Below are 13,584 nucleotides of genomic sequence, written 5' to 3'. Positions count from 1 at the left end.
AGGCAACTTTACTATGCGGCAACTTCGGTTCGTACCTGGGCGACAAAGTTGGATAATATTTGCAGTCCGCTGGTAGAAGATTTTTCCGGGTGGAACTGTACAGCCATCAAGTTATCACGCGCGATCGCAGCCGTCACCGTTTGGCTTCCGTGAGCGATCGTGGCGGCGCGGATTTGAGGATCGACGGGATCGACATAGTAAGAATGGACAAAATAAACCCAAGGCTGAGACGGTAACTGCCGCCAGAGTGGGGCATCCGGTTGAGCGATTTCTAGTTGATTCCAACCCATGTGGGGAATCGTCAACCCAGGTTCCGGGCGAAATCGTCGCACCACACCGGGGATAATGCCTAAACCGGGTTCTTTGCCTTCTTCGCTGGAATCGAATAGAATTTGCAATCCCAGACAGATCCCTAAGAAAGGTTTGCCAGATGCGATCGCTTCTTTGATGGGTTCTACTAGGTGGCGCGATCGCAAGTGTTGCACTGCCGGATCGAAAGATCCCACACCAGGCAGGACTACAGCATCCGCCCGTGCAATGTCTGCCGGTGAATCCGTAATTTTAGGGGTTGCACCCGCTTTTTCCAATCCCTTACAGGCAGAGTGCAGATTTCCCATGTCGTAGTCGATGACTGCAATGACTGACATTAATATGCGCCTTTGCTGACTTTTGTTGTTTGTGTTGGGTGTCTAGTTCCCTTCTTTTAACTTTACATTCTTTTGTTAAAAATTTCAAAAATATCTCTTTTCACCGTTCGGCAATTCATACTGAATGAATATTTCTTTACCTTCAGGCAGTTGTAATTCCGAAATTTTGAAAATTTTTAAGTTTTTGTCATCTTCCTCAAAGTATCCCCGATTAATTTGAATGGGATTATATACTTCTACATCCCTTGTCCCAAATCTATCTTCGGAAGAAGCTAAAACTATCTTTATTTTATCATTTTCAACGATTATGTATTCTGTGACAGGATCTCCTTCTTGGGTGATACAGATTTTTTTTGCCCCAAGGTTACCTTTTTTTAACCTGAATACCCAGCTCAGCAAAGACTTGGTTGAATTGTTTTCATCAAAATTAGTTAATTCTTCTCTAGATGGGCACTCGATTGCTTTCAGCAATTTGTCTTTCTTTAGCCGCTCAAGTAAAGCCTTTTCTTCTTTTGTAATCTTTTCTTGATTCAGATTGACAGTCTGCGTCTGGGCAGCCTTTTCTAAATTACAGCCTGATGCCAGAAGCACCACTCCTAAAACAAGAAGTAATCGTCGCACTTTCTACCTCAGCCTCATTTCAACATTTGTTACATTTGCGTCTATTAAACGAAAGACGCATCTCTCTAAACATTTGTTGCTGTCAGGCAGGTAAGTGGTTAGATTAAGCTAATCTACGCATCCCACAAAGCTACTTATGAATCGAAAAATTCTGCTAACGTCTTTTACTACCTGGCTTCCCCATCAAACATCTAATGCTTCCGACGATCTATTACTGGAAGTTGGCAACCTAGACTATTTATCGCTATCATTGAGTTTTTTAAGACAGCTACCCGTTGATGTTGCTCAAGCAAGCGATCGCGTTTTTGCCAAAATTAACGAATTACAGCCGGATGCCATTATCTGCTGCGGTATGGCAGAGTCTCGCACTCAATTGAGCGTAGAATCCTGTGCGGCTTGTGGAACCACACTGCTAAAAACATCGGTAAATCTAGAAAAACTATTAACAGGCTTAGTCGCAACTGAAATCAGCGATGATGCCGGTAAATTTGTCTGCGAAGGGCTGTATTACTCAGTATTAGACTACTTGCAAGAACGCAAAATTAACAGCCGCTGTATCTTCGTTCACGTCCCAATCCTAACTCCGGAAAACTCTTCGGGAATCATGGCAGATTTTTTATGTATTCTGAAGAACCTGGCACTTTCTTAAAGTCCTTGATGTCTTAGCACCCATCCGGAAAATCTTTGGTTAGCATCCTCAGCGAACGTCCAAAGACGACTCAGTAAAGTTGTGGCTTCACGGACGAAGTCCGCCTACACTGAACTAACAGTGAATTTAGCTTGCGGAGGCAGGCTTTGTTTGTGTCGTCCCATTTAGTCTGAGGGCACACTTCTTAAAAAGTCTAGTCAAACGATTTTTCCGGATAAGGTCGTTATCGTTTTTAAATATTAATCTTCCCATGTTGCCATTCTTGCCCCTTTTACCGCTTGCTCAAACACCACCGCCGCCACCCAAACCAGCCCCTCAAGAGATTGTGCGACCCCAGCCAGTTATGCCTTTACCCGGACAACTGGATAAAGTGCCGATGTTTAACAGTAACAGCCCAGAATGGGTGAAAAGTGAAGGGATTTTACTTTCTACTTTTCCCCCAAATGGTAAAAAGGTGCCAGCGGCTCATCTTAATTTCCCTTTCCAGGGAAGATTTGATTTATTTGCCCACCACTTTAGCCACACTCCCAAAGATTTGCAGACGCTTTATCTGGGCGTAATCTTGCATAATCCGGCTACAAAACCCGTCAAAGTGGAAGTATTGCAAGCGGCAAGTCAGCTAATGCAGAATGCGCCCTATATCAAACTGCCGACTTATGTCGAAAATCCCAACGGAGACGTATATTCCGGTCATGGCGATCGCGCAGTCAACGATGTCATGCGAGGCAAGCGACAAGCTGATTTTCCCGCCCAGCTAGTGATACCGCCGGGACAAAGCCGTTTGTTGATGAATCATCCGATTCCGGTGCGGAATCTAGAAAAGCCCATTAATGGTCGGTCTACGCTAATGAGGTTGCAGAGTAATGGCAAGGTTTATGCAGCCAGTTTAGCCATGTATGCCAAGAAAAATGCAGATGGCAGCGAACGGAAACCAACCCAAGCAGAATGGCAGACTTTACTCGATACAGGCACTTTAGCCGGACCCAGAGATAAAGCCCCCTCTCCTCCAGGGCAAACCAGCGGGCAATTTATTTACAGTCGCGTGGCAGGAGTCTCTGAAGGTTCTGCCTGGAAAGGGCAACTGGTGGATAAACCCAATGCCCAAAATCTCACCATCCCCCAACCCGGTAACGCTATCTCCTATCCCATCAGTTCCCTCAAGTTAGGCACCCTCGGTACAAGTCAAGTGCAAACTGCAAAGATGCTGGTGCGCTATCCGGATACCGCTTACGAAGCACATGGGAACTACGGAGTTGAATACAACCTCAGCGTGCCCTTAATCAACTCCACGAAACAACCCCAAACTGTCACCCTGACGCTAGAAACGCCTTTGAAGGAAGACAAGCTAGCAAAAGGAGGATTGCGTTTCCAGCAACCCCCGCATTTTCCAATTTTTCGCGGTACCGTACGGTTGCGCTACAAGGATGACCAAGGGAAACCCCTGACGCGCTACGTGCATTTGTGGCACCAAACGGGTCAGGTAATAGAACCACTGCTAACGCTAAAAATGCCACCGGCAAGTCGCCGCCAGGTGCAAGTCGATTTGATATACCCACCAGATGCGACGCCGCCGCAAGTCCTGACTGTACGAACTTTAGAAAATACCTCAGCGAATGTAAGTGACAAGTCATTAGTGGAATTGATGCGTGTCCTGTATGGAATTCGGTTTGTACTTTAGTTAAAAAATTTCCTGATGTATTGGCTGCGGGGTTTGCCTCGCTTCCCCATTTCCAAGCGTAGGGACACGGCAATGCCGTGCCCTTACTTTAGACAGACGAGAAAACTAGGCAAGAATTGTTAAGTTATGTAACATCCTCTAATTTAGGCACTTTTGACAAATGCCTAAATTAGTGCTTACTGTCTCAAAAAATTGAAGGTCAATTCAGTGAAAAGCAAATTCATCGAAAAGCAAGTTAATTTTGATAACTGTTGTATTTCCTACTATGAAGGAGGAATTGCCTCAAATTTAGATCCGATACTTTTTATACACGGATGGGGAGTATTAGTTGAACCTTATCAAGAAAGCTTAGATATTTTATCTGAGCGTTATCAGGTAATCGCGCCGGTTTTACCAGGTTTAGGGGACTCAACCGCACCTGAAACAATTCAAAATTCTAATGACTATGCAAAGGTTATCGGTAATTTTGTAAAAAAGTTAAATTTAAAGAAAGTTCATGTAGTTGGACATTCACTAGGAGGCGCAATTGCCATAGCATTGGCAGCTTTGATGCCGTCGATTGTCCGCAGCCTCATCGTCGTAGACAGTACAGGGATTCCTCTGGGTTCTATACCGGAAGTTGTATTGAAAAGGGCAATTGAAATGCCTGCACAATCTTGGCAAATGAAGCTTCAGCCGGTTAGTGCTATTTTTAAAAACTTGTTTTATAACAGCTTATTTAACCTGGAAAACACAATAAAGATGGGATTTATCGCGTTACAAGAAGATATCAGACCAATTTTACCAAACGTTGAATCCCCCTGTTTAATTTTGTGGGGAGAGAACGATGTTCTAACTCCGGTAAAATTTGCCCAAGAGTTATCACAAGGAATCAAAGGTTCTAAATTAAAAGTAGTAGCGGAAGGATACCACGAATGGAACCTGTTTTTTCCAGATAAATTTACAACGATTACTTTTGAATTTCTTGCAGAAATTGAGGAAATGTTATTGACAAGGGCATAATTTTCTCTGGGCTTTCGTATACCCTTCGGGAAGGCTTACGCCTACGGGCGACGATTTCTGGTTCCAATCGCTGATTTAGCGACTGCGAAAGCCCCTCCTTCCTGCGTGAATTGCCTCAGTTAGAAGAATAGGGGTGCGATCGCATCCGACAGCGGAGAAAATGGTGAGTGCTAACCGTGAGACTCCGAAATCGCTTCATGCTGACTTTTTTGCCGCTTTTTCTTCTCGCGCAAACAAATCCGATCCCGACACCTGCACCCCCTGCACCACCACTTGAGGTCGTGCAACCGCAGGAAGTCCGCGCTTTACCGGGCAAACTGGATGATGTGCCAGTTTTTAATAGCAACAGCCCAGAATTAGTACAGACGGAGGGAATTTTACTTTCAACCTTTCCCCCCAGCAAAAAAAGCACCTCGGCGGCTCATTTAAATTTTCCCTTCCAAGGGCGTTTTGATGTGTTTGCCCATCATATTGCTAAGCCGCCGACGCCGGAAGACTTACGGACTCTCTACTTGGGAATCATCGTGCATAATCCCGGTAAGCAACCCGTCACGGTGGATATCTTGCAAGCAGCCAGTTATCTCAGTCAACCAGATGCGCCATTTATGCCAATGGCGTCCTACATTGAGAATCCCTTGGGTACAGTGTATGCTGGCCCTGGCGATCGCGTCAGTAATGATATTTTGCGAGAACAGCGTCAAGCTGATTTTCCCCCTCAGTTGACAATTCCGCCGGGGGAAAGCCGGATGTTGATGAATCATCCGATTCCTGTAAAGACGCTAACGCCGCCACTGAATGGTCGCTCAACATTAATGCGGTTGCGGAGCAATGCCAAAGTCTATATGGCGAGTTTAGCGATGTATGCGCGTCAAAATCCGAATAAGAGCGAACGCGCACCAACGCTGGAAGAATGGCAGACACTTCTGAATTCTGGTAATTTAGCACAGCCGCGCGATCGCGTTCCGACCTCTCCTGAAGCCAATAAGGGGCAATTGATCTACGGTCGTGTTGCTGGTGTCGCACAAGGTTCTCAGTGGAAAGCCAGACTGGTAGAAAGACCGGGTGCAGTGAACCTGAGCATTCCCCAACCAGGAAAAGCGTTTTCCTATAGCCTCAGCACCGTTCCTCGCGGCACTCTCGGCACCGAACGAGTGCAAAGTGCCCCCATGTTGGTACGCTACCCAGATACCGCTTATATGGCTCACGGCAACTATGGAGTGCAATACAGCCTCACCTTGCCGTTGATGAACGATACAAACGACAGCCAAACCGTAACCTTAGCGATACAGACACCAATTAAACAGGATCGCTTGCAGGGAGGGTTGCGTTTTCTAGAACCACCGCCTCAGCAAGTTTTTTTCCGGGGTACCGTTCAAATCCAATACACTGATGACCGAGGCTTACCGCAAATTCGTTACGTGCATTTAGTTCAACGGCGCGGTCAGCAAGGCGAGCCTTTGATAACCTTGAAGATGCTACCGGGCGATCGCCGACTGGTAAAAGTCGATTTTATTTATCCCCCAGACGCCACGCCGCCCCAAGTTTTAACGGTTAGAACCTTGGAAAAGACTTCTTAAAACCTTGTAATTAAGCCTTTTATCTGCGGGATAATCCCTGACCGCGATTGACATAGGTCTGGACGTTCCGCAGAGCTTGGCTAGCATAATAATCGCCCGGACGCTGCTTCAATGCCCTTTGGAAATTAATCAGCGCGGTGTGATAATCGCCTTTCTTGGAAGCCTCGTAGCCAACTCTCATGTATTTGTCATAGTTTGTTGCTGCTGGGGCACTTGCTGGCGGGGGATCTTGCCCTTTTAAATAGTCTGTAATATTCCAATAAGCGAGTGTGGCATAACGGTCAGTTGGGCGTTCGGCAAGTGCTGACCGGAAGTAAGACAAAGCGGCAGGATAATCCTTTCTTTGCGTTGCTGCATACCCCAATCTCATGTACTGGTCATAAGCATATTCCGCACCATAAGTCGGGGTTCCATCGGGAGCCTTCGTCGGTGTGGGAACCACAGTCTGTGTGGGTTGAGGAACGGCAACGGTCGTTGTCTGAGCTTGGGTTCGTTGGGCGGGGACAACGAAAGCGATCGCTAGGAAAGCCGGTAATATTTTTATCCAATTTGTTAGTTTCATAAAGTTTCTCTTTTTTGTTTTTCCCTGCTTTTGCACTTAGGTTATCTATTCATAGAATGCCACCTATTTTTTCTAGCTACCTCTGCCAGAAGTCAGGGTAAACCTTGCACGTAGGGCACTCCTATCGATAGAAATTTTGCATCTGTTCGCTGTATTTATAGGCAATTTTTGCGAACTTCAGTTGAGTTGATCAACTCAAAAATAGGGTTTATGCTTAGCCTCAACCGCCAATCTATTGCAATCGTATTTGAATCGTGAGATTCCACCAGTTCAGCTCCTCGACTTCGTAATAGCTATCGGGAATCTCAGTTTCACGAATCATTCAGGACAGCTATATTTACAATGAACGAGTAATTTTTCGGAATCAAATTAACTTTTTTATAAAGATTCAATGAAGATTAAGTAAAGATACGTAAAAGAATTGGCATTTTAAAAAATTAATATTTATAATACTGATGAAATTACGGAAAAAGTAAAAAATAAATAGCTGCAAGCAAAAATAAGTTAACGCTTGACTAAATGTTAAGGGTTATTCTTGCGGTCAAAAAAACTTTAAGTTTCGCAAAATTAGATAATCCTGAGCGAGAATCCTATGAATGCGGTGAGAAGCATCCGTCGGCTGCTGATAGTTTTCCCCTTAGTAGGCGCGATTAGCACCCAAGCGGTACAGGGGCAATCCATTATTCCAGCAACTGATGGCACTGACACCAATGTTGTCCTTGAGGGCGATCGCTTCGACATTAGCGGCGGACAGCAATCTGGAGCGAATCTTTTCCACAGCTTTGAGAAATTCGGACTGAACTCAAGCCAGATTGCCAACTTTCTCTCCCAACCAGGAATTGAAAACATCCTGGGGCGCGTTGTTGGTGGAGACGCCTCCATTATTAATGGACTGATTCAGGTAACAGGCGGGAATTCTAACCTCTTCTTGATGAATCCCGCAGGCATTATCTTCGGCGCAGGAGCCAGCCTCAACGTGCCTGCTTCCTTTACAGCGACAACAGCAACCGGAATTGGGATCGGCTCAAATTGGTTCAATGCAGCAGGTTCTAACAACTACGCCGCACTGACAGGAAACCCCAACGCTTTTGCTTTCGCCACCAGTCAGCCAGGAGCGATTATCAACGCTGGCAACCTCAGCTTACAGCCGGGACAAAACTTCTTAACTTTGTTGGGCGGTACCGTTATCAATACCGGGCAGCTCTCGGCACCAGGGGGTAACATTACCGTAGCTGCCATCCCTGGCGAAAGTGTCGTCCGCATCACTCAGCAAGGACTGCTGCTAGGTTTGGATATTCAACCCTTGGCAACGGCAGACACTCAACCTGAAAACTGGACATTGCCGATTCCCACATTACCCCAACTGCTGACTGGTGGAAGTGGGGGCAATGCTACCGGAGTGGCAGTTAAAAACGGACAGGTAGTATTAACTGGCTCAGGCATCCAGATAAATGGTGAAACGGGCACTACTATTGTCTCTGGTACTCTCGATGCGGCAAATAAAGCACCCGGTGCAGCTGGAGGCACTGTGGAAGTGCTGGGTAACAAAGTTGCCTTAGTTGAACAAGCTCAAATTGATGTCTCTGGAGATGGAAAGGGAGGCACTGCCTTAATTGGCGGCGACTATCAGGGTAAGGGTGAAGTACCGAACGCCACGCAGACGTATGTAGGTAAGGACGCAACGATTAAAGCTGACACCATTAACAATGGCAATGGTGGGAGAGCAATCGTTTGGGCAGATGAGAAAACCAGTTTTTCTGGGAGTATCAGCGCCCGTGGTGGCAAGAATTTCGGTAACGGTGGATTTGTCGAGGTGTCAGGGAAGAACAGCCTTACTTTTGAGGGCACGGTTGATCTGAGTGCCGTTCAAGGTAGTTTTGGCACTTTAGAAATAGATCCAAAAAACATCAAGATTGTCAATGGTACTGGAGACAATGACGGTGAATTAAATGACGGAAAAATCTTCAAGGATGATGGAAATCCTGACGCCACATTTACGATTTCTGTAGAAAAACTGGAATCTATCTCTAAGACCGTAGCGAATATTCTTTTAGAGGCGACGAATGATATTACTATCGAAGACCTAAGTGATAACAGTCTGGATCTCGCTACTAGTTCAGGCTCGACAGTCACCTTCAAGGCGAATGCTGATGGTATCGATGGTGGTTCCTTTTTTATGAATTCAGGAGATACTATTCAGACTCAAGGAGGAAATTTAAAGATTGAAGCCGTAAACATTACAACCGGAGCAATTAATACTTCATCTTTAAAAGAAAATGGTGGTTCTGTAACTTTTCTTGCGTCAGAAAACATTAAAGTTGCCGGAAACATCAATACATACGGCGATTCTGTAAGTTTGTCTGCTATAGGAAACATCACATCAGAAGACATTTCTACTGGTAATGGCGAAGAGTTTGTTCCTAGCGGATATGGTAACAGTGCTGTAGTTTTGTCTTCAACGGCAGGCAATATTGTGGTCGGTAGCATTGATGCGGGGGCTGGTGGTATTGACATTACAGCTTTTGGTATTTTCCAAGCTAAGAATTCTTTTAATCCTTCTCCATCGGGTTTAGAGATAAACATCAAACCTGAAAACGATCCAGAATTACTGGGGTTTCTTCAAAGCAAAAATATTGAATTTGATTCAAAAAAAGAAATTACAGTAGTTACAAAAGATATTTCATCTAGTTTGCATGCTAGACCGAGTAGCGACAAAACTAATGAAGAAATTAATGCCCCGATTAGTATTCGGTATGGAGGTGCAACCACAACAATTGTATCAAAACAGTTTGATATTTATACTCCCGGAAGTTCAACACCTAGTGGCAAAGGTAGCATTTTAATCCAAGGTGGAAACGGAATTTTTATTGTTGGGTCTGAAATCAAGAAAGGCGACGAAGCCTTTAAACCAGTTGAACCAGACCTTCCTTATGATAAAACTTTTGATGCTAATTTTGATTTCAAAGAAGACTTTGCATTGCTTAAAAACGAAATTTACACGCCGCTTGATTTTGGTTCAAATAAGTTTCCCAATAATGTTAGCGGTACGGTGGGAGCTATCACCGTAGGAGCTGGAAGTAACAGTTCCTTTTATGGGTCTATTCAAAATATCCCTTTTCCTCCAAGCGTCCAAAACCCCAACCCTACTACAAATCCTAACCCTAACCCTAACCCTAACCCTAACCCTAACCCTAACCCTAACCCTAACCCTAACCCTAATCCGAATACGGACACTGGTATTAAACCGAATACGGGGAGTGGCAACAACACAAATATTGGTACTAATATCGTTGCCAACACAAATACTGGCACCAACACTAATACGAATACTAGCAATGGCACCAGCACGAATAGTAACAGCGATACTACTACTGATGGATCTGACAAACTCACAACAGATATACAATTAATTGCGCTGAGAAATGACGCTTCTAACTCGCGCTTATCGGATTCGAGCGATCGCATTCTTGTCTTCGATAACAGCCTCAAAAGCAGCTCTGATGCACCTCATGCGAACCGGGTGACGCGCAACAGCGATGGAACGCTAAAATTGTCAACGGCTGAAGCAGCTGCTGTGTGCGCTGCACAACTGCAAGATCCGCGACGGCGAAACCTGCAACTACGAGATCCGCGTTGCTTGCAAGAAAAACCCACCGCATCAGTCGCATCAGCGCAAGATAGCCGTAAAGTGGCAGCAGATCGACTATTACAGCAGGGTTTTGAACAGTATCAGCCGAATCGGGTTGCACCTGCTGTCCAGTCTTGGCAACAGGCATTAAAAATCTACCAGGAACTCAAGGACGTTCCGGGGGAAGTCGCTGCCAGAGGTGTTCTGGGTGCGGCTTCTCTGGTTCAGGAAAACTACAGGGATGCGATCGCGCTGTTAGAGCCATTCTTGACGATGCAACCGGGAAATGGCAATCCTACAGCTAAAGCGCAAGCCCTTTCAAATCTGGGAATTGCTTACAAAGCGGTAGGCAACTATGCAAGCGCGATCGCATCTCATCAGCAAGCTTTGACGATTATGCAGGAAACCAAAGACCGTCAGGGAGAGGGTCAGGTTTCAGCCAATTTAGGCAATACTTACGAAGCTTTGGGTGAATATGACAAAGCAATTCAGTCTTATCAACAGAGTTTAACGATTGCGCGAGAAATTAAAGATTCCTTAGCAGAAGGGAGAGCATTAGGAAATCTGGGAGCGATTTACGCTAATTTGGGCAAGTCTCAGCAAGCCGTTCAATCTTACGAACAGAGTTTAGCGATCGCGCGGCAAATTAGCGATCGGGAAGGACAAGGAAGCACCCTAGCCAATCTCGGATCTGCTTATCATGTTCAGGGCGAATTTACTAAGGCTCTCGATTATTATCAGCAGAGTTTTGCGATCGCAAAAGAAATTAGCAATCGCGAGTTACAGCACAAGGCACTCGGAAATTTAGGAATTGCTTATGAGGATTTAGGCGACTACCCCAAAGCAATTGAACATCACCAGAAGAGCTTGGAAATTGCGCGATCGCTGGGTGACAAACGAGGAGAGGGGGCGGCTCTCAATAACCTGGGACATACGCTATTTGCTTCCGGCAAACTCCCAGAAGCCGAGAAAAAACTCCGTGATGCCGTTGAGGTTATGGAATCTCTGCGACCAGGATTAAATGATATCCAAAATGTCTCAGTTTTCGATACGCAAGTTCTGACTTACAACTTATTGCAACAAATTCTGATTGCCCAGAACAAAGCAGAATTGGCTCTGGAAATTTCCGAACGGGGACGTGCCCGTGCCTTTGTAGAGTTACTGCAACAACGATTATCCCCTGAAGCTTCGGCTCGATCCCAAACTAATTTAAATCCTCCGACCATCGCACAAATTAAAAAAATTGCCAAAGAACAAAATGCCACGCTAGTTGAATATTCAATTGTCCCTGAAGAAGAATTCAAAGTTCAAGGTAAACTCAGAGGTCAGGCATCAGAACTCTTTATTTGGGTCGTTCAGCCTACAGGTAAAGTAGCGTTTCGCCGAGTTGACTTGAAACCGCTGCGACAGCAAAATAATTCCTTTGAAGAATTGCTAGCGAATAGTCGCATTGTATACGGTCCCAATATTCACAAAGGAGAAACTGCTAGAGCGCAACTTCATCAAGTGTTGATTGAGCCAATTGCTGATTTTCTGCCGAAAGACGCAAATTCCCACGTAATATTTATCCCGCAAGGTGGGCTATTTTTGTTGCCTTTCCCGGCGCTAAAAGCTCCGAATGGCAAATACTTAATCGAACAACACACAATCCTAACCGCTCCAGCCATTGAGGTGCTAGACCTCACTCAGCAACAACAGCAACGTGTAGAAGGGTTGCATAGAACATCTCTAGATAGTAAAAACGTCCTAGTGGTGGGCAATCCGACCATGCCCACGATGCCTACTACTAAAGCTGGACAAAAGCCTCAGCCACTAGCACCGTTACCGGGTGCCGAACGGGAAGCGCTGACGATTGCTAAACTCTTGAACACTCAAGCGATTGTGGGTGACAAAGCAACCAAAGTTGAGATTGTGCAACAGATGCCCCAGGCGCGGGTCATTCATCTAGCGACGCACGGCTTACTGGATGATATTCAAGAATTAGGCATTCCCGGCGCGATCGCGCTGGCTCCATCCAAGAACGATAACGGATTCCTCACTGCTGGAGAAATCTTTGATCTGAAGCTAAATGCTGAACTTGTGGTGTTGAGTGCTTGTCACACGGGACGCGGCAAAATCACCGGCGATGGTGTCATCGGTTTGTCGCGATCGCTCATTTCATCGGGAGTACCCAGCGCGATCGTGTCCCTGTGGGCGGTTCCTGACGAGCCAACGACCCTTCTCATGACAGAGTTTTACCGAACTGTACAAAAAAACCCGAATAAAGCCCAGGCATTGCGAAGCGCAATGCTAGTGACGATGAAACAACATCCAGAGCCACTCAACTGGGCAGCTTTTACCCTCATTGGAGAAGCACAGTAATCACTCGCCTTTTTACTTGCGTTAGGGATGCGCTCACACCATGCGCGATCGCGGCGCTCTCTGCGTAGGTATTTAGGGAGATATCTGCGTAAGCCCTGACAATATTACCGACTGACCGATCGTAAGGGCAAGGCGAAACTTTGCATTACCTTTACGTAACTTGTGCTGTCTTCATCAACTTCATACGAAAAATTACTGAGCTGAGGACTAATCTTTGTAAAGAACCAATCAGTCTACCTCAGCCACAACTATGGGTGTACCTAGACTTCTAAAGTTTTGGCGCTCGACCGTACTGTTTCCTGAATTTATTTTTTCCCCAGTAATTAAGCGGCGGAACTCTTGCCGTGAAATTACTCAAGCCCAAGGAAACAGAAAAGCCAGTCACCGGATTGTCATTCAGCCTCAAGGGGTTTTAAATCGCTGTAATGGTGCTTTCTTACAGCAATGGATTGTGAACAACGTCGTACTGGATGCCCCAGCTCTATGCGTGCTTGATATGACCCATATCAATGGGGTGGATAGTTCGGGGCTATTTTCTTTAATAGCAGGACTCAAAGCCGCCCGCAAACAGCAGTGCCATATTGTAATTTGCAACTTGCAATCTCCAGTCAAAACACTTTTTGAAGTGGCTCAACTTGAGGAAATGTTTGATATTGAGGAAAGTTATGAAGCTGCCCTTGAAAAACTGGCTTGACAACTTCATCAAGAGTGCCAGCAGCCGAACGATTGCAGGCTATAAGGGCACTCTAGGGCGTGTCATCAATTCAACCAGATGACCGTAGCAGCGAGGTGAATCGCACCGAGAAAGTTAACCGCACGCTTGTCGTAGCGCGTTGCAATCGCTCGATACTGCTTGAGT

General features: G+C 45.7%; 9 protein-coding genes and 1 pseudogene. 6 read left to right on the top strand and 4 right to left on the bottom strand.

Features of this window, described 5'->3' with window-relative positions:
• Window positions 1–11: 11 nt before the first annotated feature.
• Together hisH and NDA06_RS11235 are read right to left on the bottom strand one after the other, a co-directional pair.
• Entirely contained in the window at window positions 12–647 is a 636-nt protein-coding gene (gene hisH / locus NDA06_RS11240) for an imidazole glycerol phosphate synthase subunit HisH (RefSeq protein WP_190985976.1), read from the bottom strand.
• 84 nt (window positions 648–731) lie between these two features.
• Window positions 732–1,268, bottom strand: a complete 537-nt coding sequence (locus tag NDA06_RS11235; RefSeq protein ID WP_190985975.1) for a DUF4362 domain-containing protein — start codon at window positions 1,266–1,268, stop codon at window positions 732–734.
• Window positions 1,269–1,404: 136 nt separating this feature from the next.
• Between NDA06_RS11235 and NDA06_RS11230 the strand changes: the two genes are divergently transcribed.
• From NDA06_RS11230 to NDA06_RS11215, 4 genes are all read left to right on the top strand, one after another.
• Window positions 1,405–1,917, top strand: a complete 513-nt coding sequence (locus NDA06_RS11230; RefSeq protein WP_190985974.1) for a peptidase C15 — start codon at window positions 1,405–1,407, stop codon at window positions 1,915–1,917.
• 250 nt (window positions 1,918–2,167) lie between these two features.
• Entirely contained in the window at window positions 2,168–3,595 is a 1,428-nt protein-coding gene (locus tag NDA06_RS11225; protein ID WP_190985973.1) for a DUF3370 domain-containing protein, read from the top strand.
• Window positions 3,596–3,802: 207 nt separating this feature from the next.
• Entirely contained in the window at window positions 3,803–4,597 is a 795-nt protein-coding gene (locus NDA06_RS11220; RefSeq protein WP_190985972.1) for an alpha/beta hydrolase, read from the top strand.
• 197 nt (window positions 4,598–4,794) lie between these two features.
• On the top strand, window positions 4,795–6,174 hold the full coding sequence (locus NDA06_RS11215; protein ID WP_190985987.1) for a DUF3370 domain-containing protein: 1,380 nt from the start codon (window positions 4,795–4,797) through the stop codon (window positions 6,172–6,174).
• A gap of 19 nt (window positions 6,175–6,193) precedes the next feature.
• Here the strand turns inward: NDA06_RS11215 and NDA06_RS11210 are convergent, their stop codons facing one another.
• Window positions 6,194–6,736 (bottom strand): hypothetical protein, encoded by a 543-nt coding sequence (locus NDA06_RS11210; RefSeq protein ID WP_190429082.1) that lies wholly within the window; start codon window positions 6,734–6,736, stop codon window positions 6,194–6,196.
• A gap of 592 nt (window positions 6,737–7,328) precedes the next feature.
• Between NDA06_RS11210 and NDA06_RS11205 the strand changes: the two genes are divergently transcribed.
• Window positions 7,329–12,725 (top strand): CHAT domain-containing protein, encoded by a 5,397-nt coding sequence (locus tag NDA06_RS11205; RefSeq protein ID WP_190985971.1) that lies wholly within the window; start codon window positions 7,329–7,331, stop codon window positions 12,723–12,725.
• A gap of 250 nt (window positions 12,726–12,975) precedes the next feature.
• Window positions 12,976–13,419 (top strand): STAS domain-containing protein, encoded by a 444-nt coding sequence (locus NDA06_RS11200; RefSeq protein ID WP_190426727.1) that lies wholly within the window; start codon window positions 12,976–12,978, stop codon window positions 13,417–13,419.
• Window positions 13,420–13,484: 65 nt separating this feature from the next.
• On the opposite strand, the pseudogene NDA06_RS11195 reads toward NDA06_RS11200, so the two are convergent.
• Window positions 13,485–13,584 (bottom strand): annotated as a pseudogene (locus NDA06_RS11195) (IS5/IS1182 family transposase); the annotation flags it as partial.

This window comes from Trichocoleus sp. ST-U1 (genome assembly GCF_039961835.1).
Lineage (GTDB): Bacteria > Cyanobacteriota > Cyanobacteriia > Cyanobacteriales > FACHB-T130 > FACHB-T130.
This window is presented reverse-complemented; position numbering and strand designations above follow the sequence as displayed.